The following is a 20,142-nucleotide window of genomic DNA, read 5'->3' as shown; positions in this document are numbered from 1 at the left end:
GGCACACACGGCGGCGCGAGAAGATCATGGGCCGTTTCAAATCGCCGCGCCAGGCACAGCGATTTCTATCCGTCCACGATCAGATCGCCAACTTGTTCCGACCCAAACGCCACCGCCTATCCGCCAGATCCTATCGCCATGCGAGGTCCGATGCGCTCGGCCTCTGGGCAGGCTATGCCGCAGAACTGACCGCCTGATTACAGGAAGCCACCCATAGGTATGGTCGCGCGTCAACAACCTGACAAAGCCTTCTCGACATAGAAAGCCGAAGGTCCGTCAGAATAGATCTGAAGTTTTTCAGAAGAATAGCCGCATCATCCTCAATTTTTTGCCGAGGATGATGCTCCTATGCCGAAATTATCCTTCGACGGAAAGCCATTCAGGTTTCTCGGTCTTCTGGGTGAGCTCGACAGCAACGGGAACCGTGCAGGCTGGTGATCAGCACGCAGCGGTGCCGCGAAGCCGCTCAGGACCCGTTCCAACCCATGCTGCAACTGGACTGAACGGCAACTTTTTTCGGCGTTGATGAGCTCACATTCCGCCTCTAAGGTCGCCTAACAGTCTGCTGAAGAAGTCGGTGCTCGACGCGGTCTGAGGAACATGATTCGTCCTCAGCACAATTTCGGCGGGGGTGATGATGCGCGGGAGGGACGAGGCGAGCGGATCGCTTTTCAGCTATGTCGATCTGAAAGAGCGCACCCCGCGCAGCACCCGCTCCGCAAGATCAGGCAGGTGGTCAACGACGCGCTGGCCAGCCTGAATGTCGACTTTGAGGCGCTCTACACCGATTTCGGCCGCCCCTCGATCCCGCCGGAACGGCTGATCCGGGCCAGCCAGCTGCAAATCCAGTTTTCGGTCCGCTCCGAGCGGCAGCTGATGGAACAGATGCAGTATAATCTGCTGTTCCGGTGGTTTGTGGGCCTCGGGGTCGACGATCCGGTGTGGTTGCCAACGGTGTTCACTAAGAACTACGACCGGCTGCTGACCTCCGATATGTCGCGCAAGGTGATGGCGGCAATTCTGGCGCATCGCGAGGTCGCGCCGCTCCTGTCGGACGAACATTTCTCGGTCGATGGCACGTTGGTCAAGGCCAGTGCGTCGATGAAGAGTTTCCAGCCGAAGGCGGCGGGCGTGCCGCCCGGCGATGATGGGTCGGATGACCCGCCTTCGACATGCATTACTCCTACCACACAGCCCATGCTTCGGTCAGTGACCCAGACCCACGGCTCTACAAGAAATCTCCCGGCACGGGGCAATGATGTGCTTCATGGGGCATGCGCTGATGGAAAACCGGCACGGACTGGTTGTTCAAGGCAACCTGACCCGCGCTGACGGCCGCTCCGAACGCAGGGCCGCGCTGGACATGCTGCACCGCCACTCCACCGGACCGATCCGGCTGCTGACCTTGGGTTTCGACAAGGAATACGATGCGGCCGAATTCGTCGCGGATCTCCGCCAGGCCTGCGTCACCCCGCACGTCGCCAGGAAGGCGCGGCATTCAGCAATCGACGGGCGCACAACCCGGCATAAAGGCTATGCCCTGCCCCGGAAGTATCGCGGCCTGCCTCCTTCACCAAAGCAGAGCACCGTATGCTCAAACTCGCGACCCTGGAAAAGAATGCGGCAGGGACTGCGCAGTCTTGATTTTTTAGGTCAGGGCGGTCGCGCGACTCGGAGGTTTTCTCGACCGCGCTTCCGACGCCCCGCCGGGAACGACCATCATATGGCGAGGCTTCTCCCGCCCCACCGACCTCGACAAAGGAGCCCGTATCGCAACGCCGCCAGACACTTATGGGGATCTGCAAGCCAAATCGCGCGGTTACGGTCTTGCCGCGCCAACGCATGATCGAACGGCTGCCGTGGATCAGCAGACGTGCTCGACCGCATCGACGCTCACAAGATCAATCGGATCGACGAGCTGCTTCCGTGAAATTGCGCGCCACAGGAATAACCCGCGGTATAAACCGGTCGGTGTCAAATAATCAGCTAGAAATAGCCTAGGATGGATTTCGCTTCGAGATATTCCAACATACCCTCAAGCCCGTATTCGCGCCCATTTCCGGATTGCTTGAAGCCGCCGAATGGCGCGTGCGGGTCCCATGCCGGGTAGTTGAGATGCACCTGGCCGGCGCGAATCCGTAACGCGACGTCCTTTGCGACATTCATGTCCCTGCCCTGTACGTGCGCGCCAAGGCCATAGACGGTATCGTTGGCAATGGAGACCGCCTCGTTGACCGTGTCGTATGGGATGATGCAGAGAACCGGGCCAAAGATTTCCTCCTGGGCGATGCGCATGTCGGTGTGAACGTCGGAGAAGATCGTCGGGTTGACGAAGAGCCCCGTCTCAAGCCCTTCCGGCCGCCCTGGCCCGCCGCACACGAGCCTTGCGCCTTCGGAGATGCCCGCCTCGATCATCGTCTGCACCCGGTCGAACTGTGCCCGGTTGGCGATGGCACCATGGGTGCTGGTTTCCGACAGAGGATCGCCGACGATGATCTCTTCGGCGGCCTCCTTGGCCAGCGCCTCGATCTCGGGCAGATGCGCACGAGGCACGATCATCCGGGTCGGCGCACTGCAGGACTGGCCGAGATTGCGGAAGGCGGCGGCGACGCCCGGCGCAACGGCACAGGAGAGGTCGGCATCAGGCAGGATCACATTGGGCGACTTGCCACCAAGCTCCTGTGCGACGCGTTTGACGGTCGGCGCAGCGGCCTGCGCCACCGCTACACCTGCACGGGTCGAACCTGTGATCGAGATCATGTCCACATCCGGATGCGCGGCAAGCGCTGCGCCAACGCCCGCTCCGTCGCCCTGCACGAGGTTGAAAACCCCGGCGGGGAACCCGGCCTTCTCAATCACCTCAGCGAAGAGCAGCGCATCAAGCGGAGACAGCTCGCTCGGCTTCAGCACGACCGTACAGCCCGCCGCCAGCGCCGGGGCCACCTTGGCGGTGATCTGGTAAAGCGGCCAGTTCCAGGGCGTGATCAGCGCACAGACGCCGATCGCCTCATGGGCGACGGCGGTACGGCCGCGCGGCTTGACGAATGCGAAATCCGACAAGACCTCGATTGCGGTCTTCACATGGGCGATGGCCAGCGGCACTTGCGTCGCACGGGAATAACCGAGGGCCGCGCCCATCTCCAGGGTCAGGCATTGGGCGAATAGCTCGCAGCGGGTCTCGAGCAGACCCGCAAGACGGCTCAGCAGTTCCGCGCGATGTTCCGGCGCCGTCCGGCTCCATCCGGGGAACGCTTTGCGCGCGGCTGCCACCGCCGCGTCCACATCCGCGCCAGTGCCGAGGGGGAAGCGGCAGACCACTTTCTCCGTCGCCGGGTTGGTCACTCCGGCGCTGGCAGTGCCGCGGGGCGTGACCCAAGCACCGCCGATGAAGAAGCGTTCCAGATGGCCGTTCGCAGTCAGATGGTCGAGGGGGGCAGTCATGTCAAAAGGTCCTTCATCCGGTAGTAGGCCCCCAGGATTGGCAGGAACCAGGGGCGGCCGAAGTAGCCCGGGATTGCGGGCCAGTCGAAATCCTTCCAGGGGTTCAGCTCCGGGTGGCCGTCCATGACATCAGCCATAACATGGCCCATCAACGTCGCCATATGGGTGCCGTGGCCGCTATAGCCCATGGAATAGAAGATGCCGTCGCGCTCTCCGGCACGAGGGAGACGGTCGCGGGTCATGTCCACCAGCCCGCCCCAGCAGTAATCCACCCGCGTGTTTGCAAGTTCCGGATAGACATCGGCCATCGTCGACTTAAGGATCCGGCCGCTTTTCTCGTCGGATTGCGGGTTGGAGCCGGCGAACCGCGCCCGTCCACCGAACAGCATCCGGTTGTCCGGCGTCAACCGCCAGTAGACGACGAGGTTACGGGTATCAACGACATTGCGCCCCGTAGGCATCAGCCGGGCTATCTGTTCGGGCGACAGCGGTTCGGTCACGATCAGGAAAGCGCCCACCGGCACGATGCGGCGGCGGATCCAGCCCAGCGGGCCGACCTGCGAGATGCCACTGGCGAGCAGCACTTGCCGCGCGGTAATCCGGCCCTTGGGCGTTTCCACCGCATGGCCGCCATCAAGTTTGCGCAGCCCCGTGACCGGGGCCTGTTCATGGATCTCCGCCCCATGCCGCGCCGCCGCCCGCGCAAGGCCGCGCACATAACGGCCCACATGCATCTGGGCACTTTTGGGATAGAGCAGCCCGCCGTGATATCGCTCCGTTCCGACCTCGGCTTGCAGGTCGGACTTCGGGATCATCCTGGTGTCAGGATCGGCGACCTCGGAGAGGAGCGCCTGACTGCGGGCGAGCTTATCGTAATGCTCGGGCTTGGCCGCCAGCTTCAGCTTGCCGACACGCGCGAAGTTGCAGTCAATATCCTCCTCGCGCACCAGGCGCTCGACCAGATCGACGCCGGAATCAAACGCCTTGTAGAGCGCGTTTGCCCTGTCCTTGCCGAACTTTCCGACCATGGAGCCATAATCCTGGGCAAAGCCGTTATTGCACATACCGCCATTGCGGCCCGAGGCGGCATTGCCGATGGTCGTAGCTTCCAGAACAGCGACGCGCGCGCCCTTCTTGGCCAAAGCTAGCGCGGCAGAGGATCCGGTTATCCCGCCGCCCACCACGGCGACGTCGTAGTGACCTTCGAGGGGCGCGGTCCGGCCTTGGTAAAACGGCTCGGATGTATCAAGCCAATAGGGGGTCAGTTTCATGTCATGCACCGCCAAAACTTAAATTTAGTATGCGCCGGGATGCCCCCGGGGCTACCAGCCGCGAATGCGCGGCCAATGGGCGAGGATTTCAGACCCCGCGCCATCGACCACACGATAGCTTTCATGCTGGGCCGCCATCGCGCAGGCATGGTTGGGCAGTATCCTGACCTTTGTGCCGACCGACAGATCCGGCATGGTCGTGTCTGAGCCGCTACGGATCTTGAGGATGCCGTGCTCCTGGCTGGCATCGGCCACGATCACGTCTTCCAGCACGCGCCCGCTTTCGTCACAGACCATACCATATCCCTGATCGACCCGCTGGTTCGCGGTCCCGCGGTCGCGCGACAGCGCCATCCAGCCCGCATCGACCAGCACCCAGCCCTTCTCCGGCTTGGTGCCGATCACCGTGGCCAGCACGGAAATCGCGAGATCGTCCACCGCGCAGACGCCGACCCCATGTTGGACGAGGTCGAAGAACATATAAACACCGGCGCGCAGCTCGGTGATGCCGTCAAGGTTCTCGGCAAAATGCGCGGTCGGGGTCGAGCCGAGGCTGACGATGGGGCAGGCATGGCCACGCGCGCGCAGGATCTCGGCAGCAAGCACTGTGGCCTGGCGCTCGTTCTCGGCGGCCTTCACCAGCGCCTCGGGCGTGTTCAGCCCGTAGGATTCGCCGGCATGGGCAAGCACACCGGCCAGGGTGGCCCCGGCGGCGACAACCCGGTCGGCCACCTGCGGAAGCAGCGGATCATCCGGGTTCAATCCGCCGCGATGGCCGTCGCAATCCACTTCGATCAGGACCGAGGGCACCACCCCTGTGGTGATGCGCACCTCTGCCAGCGCGTCGGCCTGTTCGACACTGTCGAGCAGCAGCTTCACCTCGGCGCCGGTGCGGCGGCAAAGCTCCATCGCGCGCAGGGCGGCGGCGGGCGACAGGCCCACCGCATAGGTGATGTCGCGGTAGCCCTGCTCCGCGAAATACTCCGCCTCGGCCAGGGTTGAAACGGTGATCGGACCCGGCTCGCCGGGGAAAGCGATCCGGGCGACGTCGATGCTTTTCGCTGTCTTCATGTGCGGACGCAGGACCACCCCAAGCGCCTTTGCGCGATCGGCAAGGCGCTGAATATTGCGCGCCAGCTTTGTGCGATCCAGCAGCAGCGCCGGAGTAACGAGGTCCTCGATGGTTGCCGCCGGACCGGATATTTTTTCGTTTACCGTCATCTTCCCATATTCCTTGTTGCTAACCGAGTGACTGGCTTGCCAGCGCATAGATGCGCGCCGCCCCCTCCGGGACCGGCTGCTGCCCCTTGACCATGGCGGTCACCCGGTCGGTGCAGGGCAGGCCCAGGCTCTCCAGCCAGTCGCTCAGCCCGTGTTGCCCGTGGACGTCGATCCGCACGAATTGCCCGTGCAATTGCGCAAACTGTTCCAGGATCAGGCGTTTGGCATCATCAATGCTTTCGGCGACAACCGGGCCAACGACGTAGCCGCGTCCGAAACGGCGCGCCACCGAATAGCCCGCAACGCGCCCCCCGTGTTCGAGGATCGCGACACGGCCAACCCCGGCCAATGCAGCCACCAACGACGCCCGGTCCAGGCCGGTGGCCTGCCGGTCGAATTCCTGGATTGCAGGGATGTCGCAGGCCGCCGCCAGCCGGATCCCCTCATCGCCTTCCACTGCCAGTTCAAGCGGGGCCTGGTGCTGAACGACGGTCCCCGTCTCGACGAAACCGCGCCGCTTGTAGAGCGCCAGCCCCTCCTTGGTGGAACAGAGCATCACATCGCGCCCCTGTGTCGCCTCAAGCAGTTTGTCGAACAAACGCGCGCCATGGCCACGACCCTGTTCGGCGCCGGTAACGATAATCATCCCGGCGCTGGCATGGCGCGTACCAAAGGGCCACCACAGGGCGGTGCCGATCAACTGGCCATCCCGCTCCAGCGCCAAACCGTGGCCCGCCGCCGCGGCCAGGGCCCAATCGTCCAGCCGATAGGGCCAGTTCATCTCTTGCGAAAGCTTCAGCGCACCGGGCAGGTGCCGCGCTTCGAGATTCGTCAGCTCGGCTTCAGAGCCACTTGCCTTTTGTTCCGCCTCAATCGCCATTGCTGAAGTGCCTTTCGATGATCCGGGATTGCATTTTCGATGACAACAGCTTGGCGTCCGGCGAGCCGATTTCACTGCTGTTTTTCCCGGCCAACTCGGCAGGATCATTCGTTCTGCCGCGCCTCTCAGCATAAATGACGGCGCAAATCGGGGGACAAAAGAGCACTCCCCAGCCGACGCCAAGGCGCGGCGGGTAATGGATTGCAAAACACCGAGCTCAGGAGGATACGACCATGATCTATATCAGCGAAGAGGAATCAGCCGGCCTCGTCACTCATGACCTTGCCTACGCGGCGGCCCGCGAGGCGCTGGCGGCAGCGTCCTCGACGCAAAGCGGGGTGTTTCCTGCGGTTCTGGGGCGGTCCTGCGATCCAGGCAATACGTTTTCGGTCAAATCCGGCTGGTCGCAAGCCCTGACCGGAGTGAAAGTTGGCTCCTTTTGGTCCGGAAATCCGGCCCGCGGCCTGCCCCGGCACAATTCCACAATCCTGCTTCTCGATCAGGAATCCGGCCGGTTACGCGCCGTAATCGAGGCCGGAGAAGTCAATGCATATCGGACCGCCGCATCCGATGCGGTCGCCGCCGACCTGCTTGCCCGCAAGGAGGCTCGGGTGCTGGCCGTGTTCGGCGCGGGCAATCAGGCGCTGTACGAGGTGGCCGCACTGGCCCGCACCCGTCCCATCGACACGGTGCTGGTGGTCGCCAATCCCTCGCCGCGCCGCAACACTTTCGTCGCGACGCTGGCCGAGCGCGGCCTGCCCGCGCGGACGGTGTCGGCCGAGGAAGCTGTACAGGCCGCCGATATCGTGGTGACCGCGACACCTTCACGCGCGCCGCTCTTCCAAGCCGAATGGGTCGGGCCGGGCACGCATGTGGTCAGCATGGGCTCCGACGCGCCGGGCAAGCAGGAATTGCCGGCGGAACTGTTGCAAAGGTCGCGTCTGTTCTGCGATCTGCCATCGCAATCGGTTCAGATCGGCGATTTCCAGCACGCGCGCGCCGCCATTGAAGCGGGCGAACTTGAGGTGACGCAGATCGGCGATGTCATCGAGGGGCGCGCGCCGGGCCGCCTGTCGGAGGAAGAGATCACTGTCTATGACAGTTCCGGCATCTCGCTGCAGGATCTCTATATTGCCGAGGCGCTGATCCGATCGAAAGCAAAACAGACTACGCGGGGCTAAACAGGCCCCGCGCCGCGTTGCGGGGCAAGCGATGGTTCACCCCGCGCGTGTCGCTATGCGACGGCCACCTTGGCCAGCGCCCGTTCCAGCGCGGCGAGGAACAGCTCCACATGATCGGCCTCGCAAATCAGCGGCGGGCGAACTTTGAGCGTATCTTCATTGGCCCCGGTGGTGCTGATGAGCACACCATCGTCGCGCATCGCATTGACCACATCGAGCGCCAGCTTGCGCCGATCCGTCGGTGAAGCGTCCCCGGTGCCTATATCGACACCGAGGAAGAGTCCGGCATTGCGGATGGCGCGAATGCCGCTCTGTCGGCTGGCAATCTGCTCCAGCCCGTCGCGCAGCAACTGGCCCATGGCAAGCACGTTTTCCGGGATCCGGTCGCGTTGTAGGATTGTCAGCACGGCATTCGCCGTGGCAATGCCGACCGTGTTGCCTGCGAAGGTGTTAGAATAGCGGGCGATGGCGCCGAAACGCTCCATCGGATCCTTGCGGCCGACCACGGCGCCGATCGGGAATCCGTTGCCCATCGGCTTGCCCAGCGTGGCGAGATCGGGCACGATCCCGTGCCGCTCGAAGCCCCACATATGTGAACCGGTGCGCCCGAAACCCGGCTGCACCTCGTCGGCGATCACGAGACCACCGGCCTCGCGCACCGCCTGAATGCCACCGGCGATGAAACCGGGCGGGTCGATCCAGACACCATCGCTGGAAAAGATGCTGTCGAAGAGCAGCGCCGCCACCCCGATGCCGCGCCGGTTCAGGTCGTCAATGGCGGCGCGGACCTCCGCCTCGAAGAAATCCGCCGCCTGCGCCTCGGGCACCCCTGCCGGGCCGGGCAGCGCGACCAGCCGCACGTTCGGGCTGAGCTTGACGGCATCGCCCAGGTTGGGCGACACCGCCGCCACCGCCGCGCTGGTGCCGTGATAGGCGTAGGAAGAAACGATCACGCCCTCGTTGCCGCTTGTGTAGCGGGCGATCCGCAAAGCCAGATCGTTGGATTCACTGCCCGTACAGGTGAACACCACGCGGTCCATTTCTGTCGGAAAGGTCTCGACCAGCCGTTCGGCATAATCAACCAGGTGCGGTTCGAGATAACGCGTGTTGGCACTGATCCGCCCCGCCTGCTCCGCCATGGCGGCGTTCACTTCCGGGTGGCAGTGACCCAGCGAGGGCACGTTGTTGTAGAAATCGAGATAGGCCCGCCCGTCCGGATCGTAGAGCCACATGCCTTCGCCCCGGACGAAATGCACCGGCCGCCGGTATTGCAGCCGGTAGGAAGCGCCGAGAACACTGTCGCGGCGGGCAATCAGCTCGGCCTCGCGGCTGGGCAGCTCGGTTTCGCCCGGTCTGTAGCGGTTGGGCATGAGATCTGTGGTCATCTTCTGCTCCCTTTTTGGAGGAATTGGCTGTCCGGCGGTGGCAGGGCACATGCCGCCCGAATTGCCGCTTCGCCCGATGGAGCATCGAGCGGCGCCAGGATCGAGAGGCCCCGTTCGGCCCGCGCGACGTTTTTCTTGATGTACTCGGCCTCGGCGGGAAAGAGCTCTGCGCGCCAGTAATTGACCAGGATCAGCGCGCTCTGCCGGGCCTTCATCAGTCCGGCGAGCAACCGTATCTCCAGTTCCGAGAGCGGCAGGACCGAGGCATATCCCGCGATCAGATATTCGGCCCCGCCCAAGGGGCGACGCGGATCGGTGACGACATGGCTCGCGGCGATGGCCAGGTCCTGGATGCGGGGGTTCCAGCCGCCATCGCCAAAGTCGATGAAACCCAGCCCCCGGTCGGTCACGATCATGTTGTGCGGGCTGGGGTCGTTGTGGGTGACCTGCCAGGCCAGATCGGCGATCTGTGGCTCAATCGCCCGTACATACGCCGTCATCGCGGCGCGCACGTTGTCGGCAACGGTGCCGGATGGCAGGTATTGCGCCAAGTCCAGGAGCCTCGGCCAGCAGCCGATATTCCAGAGAACCGGACGATCAGCCGCAGGCAATTCGGGTTGGGCAAGCGCCAAATCCAGCCGGGCGAGCGCTGTGCCGGTTCGGTAGAGCAGTCCCGGCGCGGGCGTCGCTTGATGCAGCGGGACACCTTCAATCCGGGTCTGCAAGTAGCCGCAGACCCCATCCGCCTCAAACATCAGGGCACCGCCAAGCGTGGGGAGGACCTGAGGCGCCACCACATCCGCCGTGGCGTGCAGGCCCGCCATGGCGGCGCTTTGAAACCGGAAGCTGTCAACAGCTTCCGGTCTGGTCGAGGTCTTCAGGATCAGTCGGCGGGCGTCCGGCAGGGTGACGTCCACCGTGCGTTCCACCTCGGAGGACAGGGTCTTGGACGCCCCTGTCAACCCGTAATGACGCTTCAGCACCTCCGCCGAGATGTCGGGCTCCGGCTCACAGGGCCGCACCGAGAGGTTTGAGGCGGCAGCGTCAAAATAGGCGTCGGTCGAGGCGATCGCCCCGAGCCGACGATTGCCCGCTTCGGCCACAGGTCTATCGTGCTGACCTGCCACAGCGCGGAGCGGAGTGTCACGACCTGTGGCCATCCGGAATGCCCCTGCCCTCAAATGCCGAAGACGCCGGGCAGTCCCGAGATGTCCTTGATCTCGGTGTATTCATAGAAAGGGTTGGCCGGCTCGTGGCCGCGATTGACCCAAACCTTGCTCTTGATCCCCAGATCGTAGGCCGACATCAGGTCGTGGCGGAAGGACGAAGACACATGGGTAATGTCTTCCGGCCCGCAACCCAGCATGTCGAACATATACTCGAACGCCTGGAAATGCGGCTTGTAGGCGCCGGCATCCTCGGCGGTATAGACCGCATGGAAGGGCGCGCCGAGTTTCGCGATATTCGAATGAATTTGCGCATTCATCGAGTTGGTAATGGTCACCAGCGGGATTTCCTTGGCCAGCTTGGCCAGACCGGCGGGCACGTCGGCATGCGGCCCCCAGGAGGGAATGCGGTTATAGACCATTTCCGCGTCTTCCGCCTTGAAGGCCACATTGTTGCGGCGGCAGGCGCGTTCCAACGCGTTATGCACAACATCGGCATAGGGTTTCCAGGCCTGCATCACCTCGTCAAAGCGATAGCCCTGGAAGTTCTTGATGAACTCCTGCATCTGCGGCTCGTCCAGCAGGTGGCCATAAAGGTCGCGCGCGGCCCCGGCCATCTCGAAGTTGATCAGCGTGCCGTGGGTGTCGAAGGTCACGTATTTCGGGCGGAAACGATCCATGGTTGAAGCTCCTGCTAATCTGGTGTCCCGACTGAGCATAGCCGCGCGAGTCTGGCAGAATGTGCTGCAATGCGTGACCGTCCAGCAGAAGCCACTCCAGTCTGAAGGAAACGCAGCACGACCTTCCAAACGCCTGTTCCAGCCGTCACGCCCTGGCCCAAGGGAGGACTCGGCCGAGGGGACTTTCATCGTCGCAGGCGATGTCTGGACGTGCTTTTGCCGCTGGTTTCAGTCGTGAAACCAGCGGCAAAACAAGGCTATGCGACGTGGATTCGGTGCCTTCGGGCTTCAGCGGCGCGCACGCCACCAGGCAATCCGGTCCTGCAGGGCATAGCCCTTGAGGAAAGCCGGAAGAAACCAGGGATTGCCGCGATAGAACGGAACCGCTGACGGCGGGCGGAAGTCGAAGGCGGTGCGCGCCTGCTCTCCTTGACCCAATAGCCTGTGGGCCGCGCGCGTGCCGACCCAGGGAGCCCAGACAACGCCCGAGCCGCAGAAACCCGAGGCATAAACGACCCCTGCCCGTTCGAAGATTCGGGGGATCATGTCGCGGTTCATCGCCMCATTGCCAAACCAGCTATGCGACAGGCGAACCCCTTCTAGTTCCGGAAAGATCTGGATCAGACCTTCGCGCAGGCGGATCGTCGGCGCCACCGGATCGCCCACGCGCGAATTGTCGCGCCCGCCGAAGAGGATGCGTTTGCCATCCGGCGAAGGACGGTAATAGTACCCAAGCTGGCGGTTCTCACCCATCATCATTAGCTTCGGCATCAGCGACGCCATTAGTGCGGGGGCAAGTTCTTCGGTGGCGATGATCCTGCTGCGGACGGGCACCAGGCGCCGCCGCAGGAAAGGAACGGCGTCGTCGGTATAGCCGTTGGTGCAGACCAGTACCTGCCGCGTCTGCACCGTGCCGGCCGCTGTCGTGACGCGGAATCTCCGCCCTTCGCTCTGGATCGCGGTGACCGGTGTATGCGAATGAACTTTAAGCCCAGCAGCAAGCGCCACGCGCAGAAGCTCGGCATGGAACTTCGCCGGATRCAAACCGCCGATATCCATCCGCACCGTGCCGCCTCGGTAGAAATCGCTGCCAACATAGGCGCGTTGCTCATCATGGGGTACGGCGTAGGATTCGATCCCCAACTTCTTCGCCAGCGACTCGGCAGTGCGGGCCATCCGGTCGTATTGATCGTAACCAAGCGCTCCCTTGAACGCGCCGGTCAGCCGGAAGTCGCAGTCAAGCCCCTCCGTCTCGATGAAATCGTACAGGAATTCGCGTGCACGCTTACCCTCGGTCTCGATGGCCATCGCCGTCCCTTCACCGAAGCGCTTGGTGATTGACGCATGGTCCGGTCGTATCGTGCCGCTGGTGATTCCGCCATTGCGCGTCGAAGCCCCCTCACCGGGGTTCATCGCATCGAATGCGGCGACCGAACGCCCCGCCCGCGCCAGTGTTAAACCGGCTGCCAGACCGGCGTAACCCGCACCGACAATCGCCACGTCCAGAATCTTGGCCAAGGGTTGCTTCGGCAGCGGACCGACAGGGGCAGCTTCCCACCAATTGGGCGTTTTCTTGTCAGCGACGTTCGGTTCATGCACGTGAAAATCTTTCGGTTGCGTTTGGAACCTTCCCAGGTATTTTCGTGCTTCCATCCGTTCCAACTGTTCCAGTTCCAAAAAATTATAGAGGAACTCACGCTCGTGCAGCAGTAACTTTTGAACAAAATCCGCGACTAGGCAATTCACCCTGAACACAGGGACCGAGACACATGCTAACGGCGACCGCAGTCGTCACCCGCTCTTCCACGATGTCAAACCGCGACCCCATAGGCCATCAGCTCAAAACCGCAAGCACGGCGCCTGTGATGGCTTCAGTCCGGTCCTGGCCCGGATTCGTGCCTATTCCTCGCGTGGTTACAGCCTCGATTGCCGACATCACTTCAGCCGCAGCGCTCCGCTCACCCAAATGTTCGAGCATCATGGCTCCGGACCAGATCGCGGCAATAGGGTTAGCGATGCCAAGATTCGCGATATCAGGCGCCGAACCATGGACCGGCTCGAACATGGAAGGTACGCTGCGATCGGGGTTTATGTTGGCTGAAGCGGCATATCCCAGCCCGCCTTGAATCGCCGCTCCGAGATCGGTCAGAATGTCACCGAAGAGGTTCGAGGCGACAACCACATCAAGGCTGTCAGGCTCCATAACCATGCGGGCCGCGATGGCGTCGATATGATACTGCGTCAACTCGACATCGGGATAATCCTTTGCCACCGCACTCGTGATCTCGTCCCAGAAGACCATGGAGTGCTTCTGGGCATTGGACTTAGTGACGGAGGCGAGTTTTTTCCGGCGGGTACGCGCCTGTTCGAAACCATAACGCAGGATCCGCTCTACCCCCACGCGGGTGAAGATCGAAGTTTCCACAGCGACTTCGTTCCCAGTGCCGGAATGCACGCGCCCGCCGGCGCCCGTGTATTCACCCTCGGTGTTTTCGCGGATGCACAGGATGTCGAATCCTTCCGAACGCAGCGGCCCTTGAACCCCCGGCAAGAGCCGGTGCGGGCGGATGTTGGCATATTGCATGAACTGTTTCCGGATCGGCAGCAAGAGCCCGTGCAGCGAAACAGAGTCAGGCACCTCGGCAGGCCATCCGACGGCTCCAAGCAGGATGGCATCGAAGCTTCGAAGTGTCTCGATCCCGTCGGGCGGCATCATCGCTCCCGTCTCACGGTAGTAGGCGCAGGACCAGGGGAAGTTAGTTCCCTCAAGAGCGAAACCGCCCTTCTTTGCCGCCGCCTGTAGCACCTGCCAGGCCGCCTCGGTGACGTTCTTGCCAATTCCATCGCCGGGGATCAGCGCAATCTTGTGGCTCTTCACGGGAACCTCCTTGAGTTCGTCAGGCGCGCGCGGGGCGGGTTCAGTCGTTCACGACAACATAGATCTTGCGCACGGTCTCAATGGTGCGCCAGATGCCCACGAAACCCGGCTTCATGACAAAGCTGTCGCCGGCGCGATAGGTCTTGGTCTCGCCGTCCTTTTCCTCGATCTCGATCACGCCTGACAGGATGTGGCAGAACTCGAAAGTCGTGCCCTTGATAGAATGGGTCACGCCGGGGGTCGCTTCCCAGACGCCGGTCAGAACCTTGTCATCCTTGGATGCGTCCTGGGCCCAGGTCTTGAAGGCCGGATTGCCGGAGATCAGCCGTTCCGGCAGGGGTAGCGCCTCCTTCGGAGCGAAGCTGGGGTTGGTGTCGATGGTTTGCAGAAGGGACATGGTGTTTTCCTATCAGTAGCCAAGGGTGCGATCGACGAGGCCGATCAGTTCATCTCCGGCGCGGTGACGCCGGATGTTCTCTGCCACTGCTTGCGCCGCCGTGTGCGGCTGGGTGACAGAAGCGATATGCGGGGTGATCATCACCCCGGGATGCGACCAGAGCGGGTGGTCCTGCGGCAGCGGTTCGGGATCAGTGACATCCAGCATCGCGGCAGCCAGATGGCCGCTGTCCAGCGCCTCGATCAACGCGGTTTGGTCGAGCTGCGGCCCGCGTCCGACATGCAAGAGCCGCGCGCCAGCTGGCAACTGGGCAAAGAGATCCTGGTTGAGCATGCCGTGCGTCTGCTCGGTCAGCGGCAACAGGCAGACCAGAACATCGGTTTGCGCCAGGAAGCCCGGCAGTTGATTGGCGCCGTGAAAGCAGGTGACGCCGTCGATCCGCTTTTCGCTGCGGCTCCACCCGGCAAGCGGGAACCCGAACGGTCTAAGCCGCTCTATAGCTGCCTGCGCCAGCATGCCAAGGCCAAGAAAACCGACCCTGCACTCTGCCGCCTGCCGCGCCGGCAGGGCCTGCCAATGCTGGCGGCGCTGATGCTCCTGATAGGCGAGGATATCGCGGTGCAGTGCCAGCACTCCGAGCGCGACATATTCCTGCATCATGCAGATGATGCCATCTTCGACCATGCGCACCAGTTTCAAATGGGACGGCACGACCTCGACATTGAATTGATCGACCCCCGCGCCAATGGAAAACAGCACTTCCAGATTGGGGTAGCGGGCAATGTCCTCCGGCACGGTCCAGGTGAGGAGATAGCGGATCTTTTCGGGCGCCACGTCGTCGCCGGACTGGAAGACCTCCAGATCCGGCAAGGCGCCGGCGAAGACCTCGCGAAAGATCGAACCGCGCGCCGCATCGGAATTGAACAGGAGTGCCATGGCCCTGCCCCGCCTTCACGCCGCCAGCCGAGCGCCAAGCGCCTCGATCATGCGCTGGCAGGCGGCCAACTCGGCCGTTTCGATGAATTCGTCCGGGCGATGCGCCCGCCCGATCTCGCCCGGGCCGCAGATGATTGCCTCGATCCCTGCCTGCTGGAACAGCCCCGCCTCGGTACCATAGCTGACCGCGTGGAGCGGTTCCTGCCCGGTGAGGTGCGTCAGCAGCCCCGCAAGGTCGCTGTCACGCGCCGTGGCAAGCGCCGGGTACGAACTCAGCTCCTGCCATTCCACCGCGAAACCGCGGACGCGCAGGGTCAGAAGCCGGGCCTTGACCGGCTCTAGCAGCGCAGTGGGCGAGACCCCCGGCACGGCACGCGCTTCGATGTCGGCAGTGCAGCGATCGGGGATGATGTTGACCGACTGGCCGCCGGTAACGACGCCGACTTGCAAGGAGGAATAGGGCGGGGCGAAGGTCTCGTCGAATGGACCTTGGGTGAGGGACTGGCCATGAGCCACGGCATGGGTAATGACATCAGCCATCGCGTGCACGGCATTCAGCCCCAAATCGGGGCGCGAGGAATGGCCCGAGCGACCGGTCACCTCCATCCGCGCGGCCATCTTTCCCTTGTGCGCCAGCACCGGCTGCATCCCGCTCGGTTCGCCGATAATCGCCCCTAGCGGCGTCTCGCAGAGGTCCGGCAACGCGGCCAGCAGATGCGGCACACCCCGGCATCCGGCCTCCTCATCATAGGAAAAGGCGAGGTGGATGGGCTGCGCCAGCTCCATCGTCGCGAGATTCGGTAGCGCAGCGAGGGCGCAGGCCAGATACCCCTTCATGTCGGTTGTGCCGCGGCCATAGAGCCTGTCGCCTTCGCGGCGCAGTGCGAAGGGATCCGAACTCCATTCCGGTTCGCCCGCTGGTACGACATCCATATGCCCCGAGAGGACATAGCCCCGACGTTCACGCGGTCCGATGGTCGCAATAAGGTTGGACCGGTCGCCTTCGGGCCCGGGGAGGACTGTCACCTCAGCCCCTGCTGTCCGGCAGAATTCGGCGATCCAGTCTACGATCGCACCATTCGGACAGCCTACGACAGAGGGAAATGCGATCAGTTTCCCGAGAAGTTCTTCCACGTTCATTGCGGTCCCTCGGTTTGCGAGATTTTCATGGTAGGATCAGCTTATTCCCCTTGGGGAGAATTCTCTGCTGTATCTAGCTATGCTTTAGCCGAAGATAGCGGAATGCGTGCTCCCAACAGTGAAACCTGCTTTGAAGTGTCAGCGTACGGCCTGCCCGCCGACAAGAAGTGAATGCTTTCCGGCACCGAGCGCGCCTTGAATGCGAACGGCTCACTACACTTGCCCAATCCTAAGAAAATACTTCGCGTGATGACCATGCAAAGTAAATCGTGGCGGATTAAGATGGGGCTCCTGATTAGTCCGACCGGAATGCAGCACCTGACTTCGACATTGTCGGCCGCCATGGACCTTTCCAAACATCGTCATTTCGATCAACGCAGGAGAAGCGCACTTGCGGACCGTGCGCCGCTGTACGCTCATCTGGTCTAATTGTACCGCAGCTTCCGCCGCCGAAGTTCGCACCGCTAGCCCGGCCGCATTAACCACATCCCCCGTTTCGGTGGCATCCACAGGCGTTGCCATCATGGACGAAGGGGCGACCTCATGAATTCGCTCACCGGATAACTAAAGCGGCTGCCGGACCGCATCTTTCACTATAATCTTGACCACATCCAGTGCGCGCAAACACGCGGAAGCGGCCAGCGGCGTCTCGTCGCCAAAGAGAGATGCCTCATCACCGAAACTTGGCAACAGACATGCCGACCGCAACGCTGCCTCGTCTAGCAGGCCGCTGAATTAGTCAGGCCAGCGGGACGCTGTTCTCTCTGAGGGGGTGGTCTCCCTTGTCTCCCTTCCGGATCGGGCGGCTGGAAGCAGGCTTGTGGCTACCTCATACAGCCTCATGCCGGCAGCAACCGGGGCAGCCGGGCGAGATTTCCAGCGGCGAGCGTCAGGATGAAGCGCGACCGCACCCGCTCGACGCCGCGATAGACGGTTTGGGACATCCCGCCAACGGTCTTAGCCCAGCCAAACGCCTCCTCGATCCGCTTGCGGTGCTTCTGGGACAGGGCATAGCCTTTGTGCCGGGTTGTGCGCCCGTCGATTGCTGAATGCCGCGCCCTCCTGGCGACGTGCGGGGTGACGCAGGCCTGGCGGAGATCCGCGACGAATCCGGCCGCATCGTATCCCTTGTCGGCACCCAAGGTCAGCTGCCGGGTCGATCCGGGGGAGTGGCGGTGCAGCATGTCCAATGCGGCCTTGCGTTCGGCGCGGCCGTCAGCATGGGTCAGGTCGCCTTGAACAACCAGCCCGTGCCGGTTCTCCATCAGCGCATGCCCCATGAAGCACAGCACCGCACCCGTGCCGGGGGATTTCTTGTAGAGCCGTGCGTCCGGGTCACTGACCGAAGCATGGGTCGCATTCGAACGCTTCTCGCCCTTGAAGTTGACCTCGGGATTTCGGCTGCAGCGGCTGGAGCGGGACATTTGGTCAGTATCGGGTTCTGTTTGGACAGGCTGTGCGACAGAGTCATTGGATACCGCGGGCGGGTCATCCGGCCCGTCATCGCCGGGTGGTGTGCCTGCGGCCTTCGGCTGGAAACTCTTCATCGACGCCCAGGCCTTGATGAGCGTGCCATCGACCGAGAAATGGTCGCCCGACAGGAGTGGCGCGACTTCTTGATGCGCCAGAATGGCCGCCATCACCTTGCGCGACATATCGGCTGTCAGCAGCCGGTCGCGGTTCTTGGTGAACACCGTGGGAACCCAAACAGGGTCATCGATCCCGAGGCCGACAAACCAGCGGAACAGCAGATTATACTGCATCTGTTCCATCAGTTGCCGCTCGGAGCGGACCGAAAACAGGATTTGCAGCAGGCAGGCCCGGATCAGCCGTTCCGGCGGGATCGAGGGGCGGCCGAAATCGGTGTAGAGCGCCTCGAAATCGGCATCCAGGCTGGCCAGCGCGTCATTCACGACCTGCCTGATCTTGCGGAGCGGGTGCCGCGCGGGGATGCGCTCTTCCAGATCGACATAGCTGAAAAGCGATCCGCTCGCTTCGTCCGTCCCGCGCATCACCAACCCCCGCTGAAGTTATGCTGAGGGTGAATCATGTTCCTCAGACCGCGTCGAGAGCCGACTTCTTCAGCAGCCTGCTAGAGCCCCCCGCAGGGTTGTTCACCGGCCATAGATGCGGGCGGATGTTGGCATCGAAGGCGACCGCGGCGCCAAATCCGTAGGTCATGTCCCACGGAGAGGTGTAACTCCGGGTAGCGCCCTTGATGGCGTCCGCGCCCACCTCGAGGCGCTGTAGGACGGCTTCAAGGGTGCGGTGGTCATCGGTGAATTTTCGGTAGGGTCGGGTTGCGAAAGCCAACCTGAACCGAAGGAAGACCCCGATGACCAAACCTATGATGGACCTGAGAGAGCTTGTCGAGAAGAGCGCAGATGCCGAGCTTCTTCGAGATATGATCGGTTTCGCCGCCGAAAGGCTGATGGAACTGGAGGTCGGCGCAAAAACCGGCGCCGACTATCACCAGAAGACCCCGGAGCGAAAGGCGCAGAGAAACGGCTACCGCGAACGCGACTGGCAAACGCGGGCCGGGAACGTGGAGCTGCGGATTCCGAAGCTGCGCACCGGCAGCTATTTTCCTTCTTTCCTGGAGCCGCGGCGGGCGGCTGAGAAGGCGCTGAGCGCGGTTATTCAAGAAGCTTATGTCCACGGCGTCTCAACCCGTTCCATGGACGATCTCGTGCAGGCGATGGGCGGGACCGGCATCTCGAAAAGCCAGGTTAGCCGCCTGTGCGAGGAGATCGACGAGCGGGTCGACGCCTTCCTCACCCGTCCGATTGACGGTGAATGGCCCTACCTCTGGATTGATGCGACCTATCTCAAGGTTCGCCAGGGCGGTCGTATCGTCTCTGTTGCCGTCACCATCGCCGTCGGTGTCAATACGGACGGCCGCCGAGAGGTGCTGGGCATGTCCATCGGCCCGTCCGAGGCCGAAACCTTCTGGACGGAATTCCTGCGCGATCTGGTGCGGCGCGGGCTGTGTGGTGTGAAGCTGGTCATCAGCGATGCGCATGAAGGCATCAAGGCCTCAGTCGCGCGCGTGCTGAACACGACCTGGCAGCGTTGTCGGGTGCATTTCCAGAGGAACGCTCTTGCGCATGCGGGCAAGAGCAGCCGGCGCGTCGTCTCCGCCTTTATCGCCACCGCCTTCGCACAGCCGGACCATGCGGCCGCGAAAACCCAATGGCGCAACGTCGCCGACCAGATGCGGGGCAAGCTGCCCAGGCTCTCCGGGCTGATGGACGATGCCGAGGAGGACGTGCTCGCCTACATGACCTTTCCCCATCAGCATCGGACGAAATTGCATTCGACGGATGAGATCGACAAGACTTTTCCGCCGGAATCTTCTATTCTTTGGCAGTGCGGTCGACCTCGGGGCGAAGCGTGGCGTGTCGGCTGGAAGCGTCACCGGGCAGCCTATTCAGTCCCTGCCGGTTTGAGGCGGCCGCACACCCGCCCTGTTTTGGAGGGTGTGGCCGCCAGGCCGCCACGAAGTGCTCGTAGCTTTTCTCCGCTTGCTCAGCGATCTTGGCTTCCTGGTGGCGCAGCTCCTTCAC

17 protein-coding genes and 2 pseudogenes are annotated in these 20,142 nt (G+C 62.9%); 5 read left to right on the top strand and 14 right to left on the bottom strand.

All coding sequences use genetic code 11. The features are described 5' to 3' along the window. Both A9D60_RS25640 and A9D60_RS19585 read left to right on the top strand, forming a co-directional pair. Positions 1 to 197 (top strand): annotated as a pseudogene (locus A9D60_RS25640) (IS6 family transposase); the annotation flags it as partial. Positions 198 to 637: 440 nt separating this feature from the next. Next, a pseudogene (locus tag A9D60_RS19585) lies at positions 638 to 1,846 on the top strand (IS5 family transposase). 140 nt (positions 1,847 to 1,986) lie between these two features. Here the strand turns inward: A9D60_RS19585 and A9D60_RS19580 are convergent. The 4 genes from A9D60_RS19580 to A9D60_RS19565 are packed head-to-tail and all read right to left on the bottom strand — an operon-like array spanning position 1,987 to position 6,813. Continuing rightward, positions 1,987 to 3,441 (bottom strand): aldehyde dehydrogenase family protein, encoded by a 1,455-nt coding sequence (locus A9D60_RS19580; protein WP_065269151.1) that lies wholly within the window; start codon positions 3,439 to 3,441, stop codon positions 1,987 to 1,989. After that, the gene (locus A9D60_RS19575; protein ID WP_065269150.1) at positions 3,438 to 4,712 is read right to left on the bottom strand and encodes an NAD(P)/FAD-dependent oxidoreductase; all 1,275 of its coding nucleotides are present in this window, start codon (positions 4,710 to 4,712) and stop codon (positions 3,438 to 3,440) included. The genes A9D60_RS19580 and A9D60_RS19575 overlap by 4 nt, the downstream gene beginning before the upstream one ends. Positions 4,713 to 4,763: 51 nt before the next feature. After that, the gene (locus tag A9D60_RS19570) at positions 4,764 to 5,933 is read right to left on the bottom strand and encodes an alanine racemase (protein WP_065269156.1); all 1,170 of its coding nucleotides are present in this window, start codon (positions 5,931 to 5,933) and stop codon (positions 4,764 to 4,766) included. 19 nt (positions 5,934 to 5,952) lie between these two features. After that, a complete protein-coding gene (locus A9D60_RS19565) occupies positions 5,953 to 6,813 on the bottom strand; it encodes a GNAT family N-acetyltransferase (protein ID WP_065269149.1) in 861 nt (286 codons plus the stop codon). Positions 6,814 to 7,046: 233 nt separating this feature from the next. On the opposite strand from A9D60_RS19565, the gene A9D60_RS19560 reads away from it, so the two are divergent. Further along, entirely contained in the window at positions 7,047 to 7,994 is a 948-nt protein-coding gene (locus A9D60_RS19560; RefSeq protein ID WP_065269148.1) for an ornithine cyclodeaminase family protein, read from the top strand. 53 nt (positions 7,995 to 8,047) lie between these two features. Here A9D60_RS19560 and A9D60_RS19555 read toward each other — a convergent pair whose 3' ends face one another. The 8 genes from A9D60_RS19555 to argE all read right to left on the bottom strand — a co-directional run bounded on the left by A9D60_RS19555 (position 8,048) and on the right by argE (position 16,576). Next, positions 8,048 to 9,379, bottom strand: coding sequence for an aspartate aminotransferase family protein (locus A9D60_RS19555; protein WP_065269147.1), 1,332 nt, complete (start codon positions 9,377 to 9,379; stop codon positions 8,048 to 8,050). Continuing rightward, a complete protein-coding gene (locus tag A9D60_RS19550) occupies positions 9,376 to 10,539 on the bottom strand; it encodes a phosphotransferase (RefSeq protein ID WP_083194266.1) in 1,164 nt (387 codons plus the stop codon). Before A9D60_RS19550 ends, A9D60_RS19555 begins: the two co-directional genes overlap by 4 nt. Positions 10,540 to 10,556: 17 nt before the next feature. Then, positions 10,557 to 11,225, bottom strand: a complete 669-nt coding sequence (locus A9D60_RS19545) for a haloacid dehalogenase type II (protein ID WP_065269146.1) — start codon at positions 11,223 to 11,225, stop codon at positions 10,557 to 10,559. 288 nt (positions 11,226 to 11,513) lie between these two features. Continuing rightward, on the bottom strand, positions 11,514 to 12,971 hold the full coding sequence (locus tag A9D60_RS19540) for an NAD(P)/FAD-dependent oxidoreductase (RefSeq protein ID WP_254656742.1): 1,458 nt from the start codon (positions 12,969 to 12,971) through the stop codon (positions 11,514 to 11,516). A gap of 88 nt (positions 12,972 to 13,059) precedes the next feature. Next, positions 13,060 to 14,103 (bottom strand): tartrate dehydrogenase, encoded by a 1,044-nt coding sequence (locus A9D60_RS19535; protein WP_065269145.1) that lies wholly within the window; start codon positions 14,101 to 14,103, stop codon positions 13,060 to 13,062. 40 nt (positions 14,104 to 14,143) lie between these two features. After that, on the bottom strand, positions 14,144 to 14,500 hold the full coding sequence (locus tag A9D60_RS19530; RefSeq protein ID WP_065269144.1) for a cupin domain-containing protein: 357 nt from the start codon (positions 14,498 to 14,500) through the stop codon (positions 14,144 to 14,146). A 12-nt stretch (positions 14,501 to 14,512) separates the two neighbouring features. Next, positions 14,513 to 15,436, bottom strand: a complete 924-nt coding sequence (locus A9D60_RS19525) for a 2-hydroxyacid dehydrogenase (protein ID WP_065269143.1) — start codon at positions 15,434 to 15,436, stop codon at positions 14,513 to 14,515. Positions 15,437 to 15,451: 15 nt separating this feature from the next. Then, entirely contained in the window at positions 15,452 to 16,576 is a 1,125-nt protein-coding gene (gene argE, locus A9D60_RS19520) for an acetylornithine deacetylase (RefSeq protein ID WP_065269142.1), read from the bottom strand. A 171-nt stretch (positions 16,577 to 16,747) separates the two neighbouring features. Between argE and A9D60_RS19515 the strand changes: the two genes are divergently transcribed. Then, a complete protein-coding gene (locus A9D60_RS19515; protein WP_065269141.1) occupies positions 16,748 to 17,005 on the top strand; it encodes a hypothetical protein in 258 nt (85 codons plus the stop codon). A 410-nt stretch (positions 17,006 to 17,415) separates the two neighbouring features. Here the strand turns inward: A9D60_RS19515 and A9D60_RS19510 are convergent, their stop codons facing one another. Together A9D60_RS19510 and A9D60_RS27280 are read right to left on the bottom strand one after the other, a co-directional pair. Next, on the bottom strand, positions 17,416 to 18,588 hold the full coding sequence (locus tag A9D60_RS19510; RefSeq protein WP_065269153.1) for an IS5 family transposase: 1,173 nt from the start codon (positions 18,586 to 18,588) through the stop codon (positions 17,416 to 17,418). 43 nt (positions 18,589 to 18,631) lie between these two features. Beyond that, positions 18,632 to 18,757, bottom strand: coding sequence for a hypothetical protein (locus A9D60_RS27280; RefSeq protein WP_302621857.1), 126 nt, complete (start codon positions 18,755 to 18,757; stop codon positions 18,632 to 18,634). A 154-nt stretch (positions 18,758 to 18,911) separates the two neighbouring features. Here A9D60_RS27280 and A9D60_RS19500 point away from each other — a divergent pair. Then, positions 18,912 to 20,142 (top strand): IS256 family transposase (locus A9D60_RS19500; protein WP_254656741.1); only part of this gene is annotated, 1,231 nt, incomplete at its 3' end.

It is taken from the genome of Leisingera sp. JC1, assembly GCF_001679925.1.
In the GTDB taxonomy this organism is placed as follows: Bacteria; Pseudomonadota; Alphaproteobacteria; order Rhodobacterales; family Rhodobacteraceae; genus Leisingera.
This window is presented reverse-complemented; position numbering and strand designations above follow the sequence as displayed.

Excerpts from the sequence above, each read along its gene's own strand:
- A9D60_RS19530 (WP_065269144.1), bottom strand. The coding sequence starts at position 14,500 with ATGTCCCTTCTGCAAACCATCGACACCAACCCCAGCTTCGCTCCGAAG.
- A9D60_RS19550 (WP_083194266.1), bottom strand. The coding sequence starts at position 10,539 with ATGGCCACAGGTCGTGACACTCCGCTCCGCGCTGTGGCAGGTCAGCAC.
- A9D60_RS19555 (WP_065269147.1), bottom strand. The coding sequence starts at position 9,379 with ATGACCACAGATCTCATGCCCAACCGCTACAGACCGGGCGAAACCGAG.
- A9D60_RS19560 (WP_065269148.1), top strand. The coding sequence starts at position 7,047 with ATGATCTATATCAGCGAAGAGGAATCAGCCGGCCTCGTCACTCATGAC.
- A9D60_RS19565 (WP_065269149.1), bottom strand. The coding sequence starts at position 6,813 with ATGGCGATTGAGGCGGAACAAAAGGCAAGTGGCTCTGAAGCCGAGCTG.
- A9D60_RS27280 (WP_302621857.1), bottom strand. The coding sequence starts at position 18,757 with ATGACCTACGGATTTGGCGCCGCGGTCGCCTTCGATGCCAACATCCGC.
- A9D60_RS19575 (WP_065269150.1), bottom strand. The coding sequence starts at position 4,712 with ATGAAACTGACCCCCTATTGGCTTGATACATCCGAGCCGTTTTACCAA.
- A9D60_RS19545 (WP_065269146.1), bottom strand. The coding sequence starts at position 11,225 with ATGGATCGTTTCCGCCCGAAATACGTGACCTTCGACACCCACGGCACG.
- A9D60_RS19525 (WP_065269143.1), bottom strand. The coding sequence starts at position 15,436 with ATGGCACTCCTGTTCAATTCCGATGCGGCGCGCGGTTCGATCTTTCGC.
- A9D60_RS19515 (WP_065269141.1), top strand. The coding sequence starts at position 16,748 with ATGCTTTCCGGCACCGAGCGCGCCTTGAATGCGAACGGCTCACTACAC.
- A9D60_RS19580 (WP_065269151.1), bottom strand. The coding sequence starts at position 3,441 with ATGACTGCCCCCCTCGACCATCTGACTGCGAACGGCCATCTGGAACGC.
- A9D60_RS19570 (WP_065269156.1), bottom strand. The coding sequence starts at position 5,933 with ATGACGGTAAACGAAAAAATATCCGGTCCGGCGGCAACCATCGAGGAC.
- A9D60_RS19510 (WP_065269153.1), bottom strand. The coding sequence starts at position 18,588 with ATGCGCGGGACGGACGAAGCGAGCGGATCGCTTTTCAGCTATGTCGAT.
- argE (WP_065269142.1), bottom strand. The coding sequence starts at position 16,576 with ATGAACGTGGAAGAACTTCTCGGGAAACTGATCGCATTTCCCTCTGTC.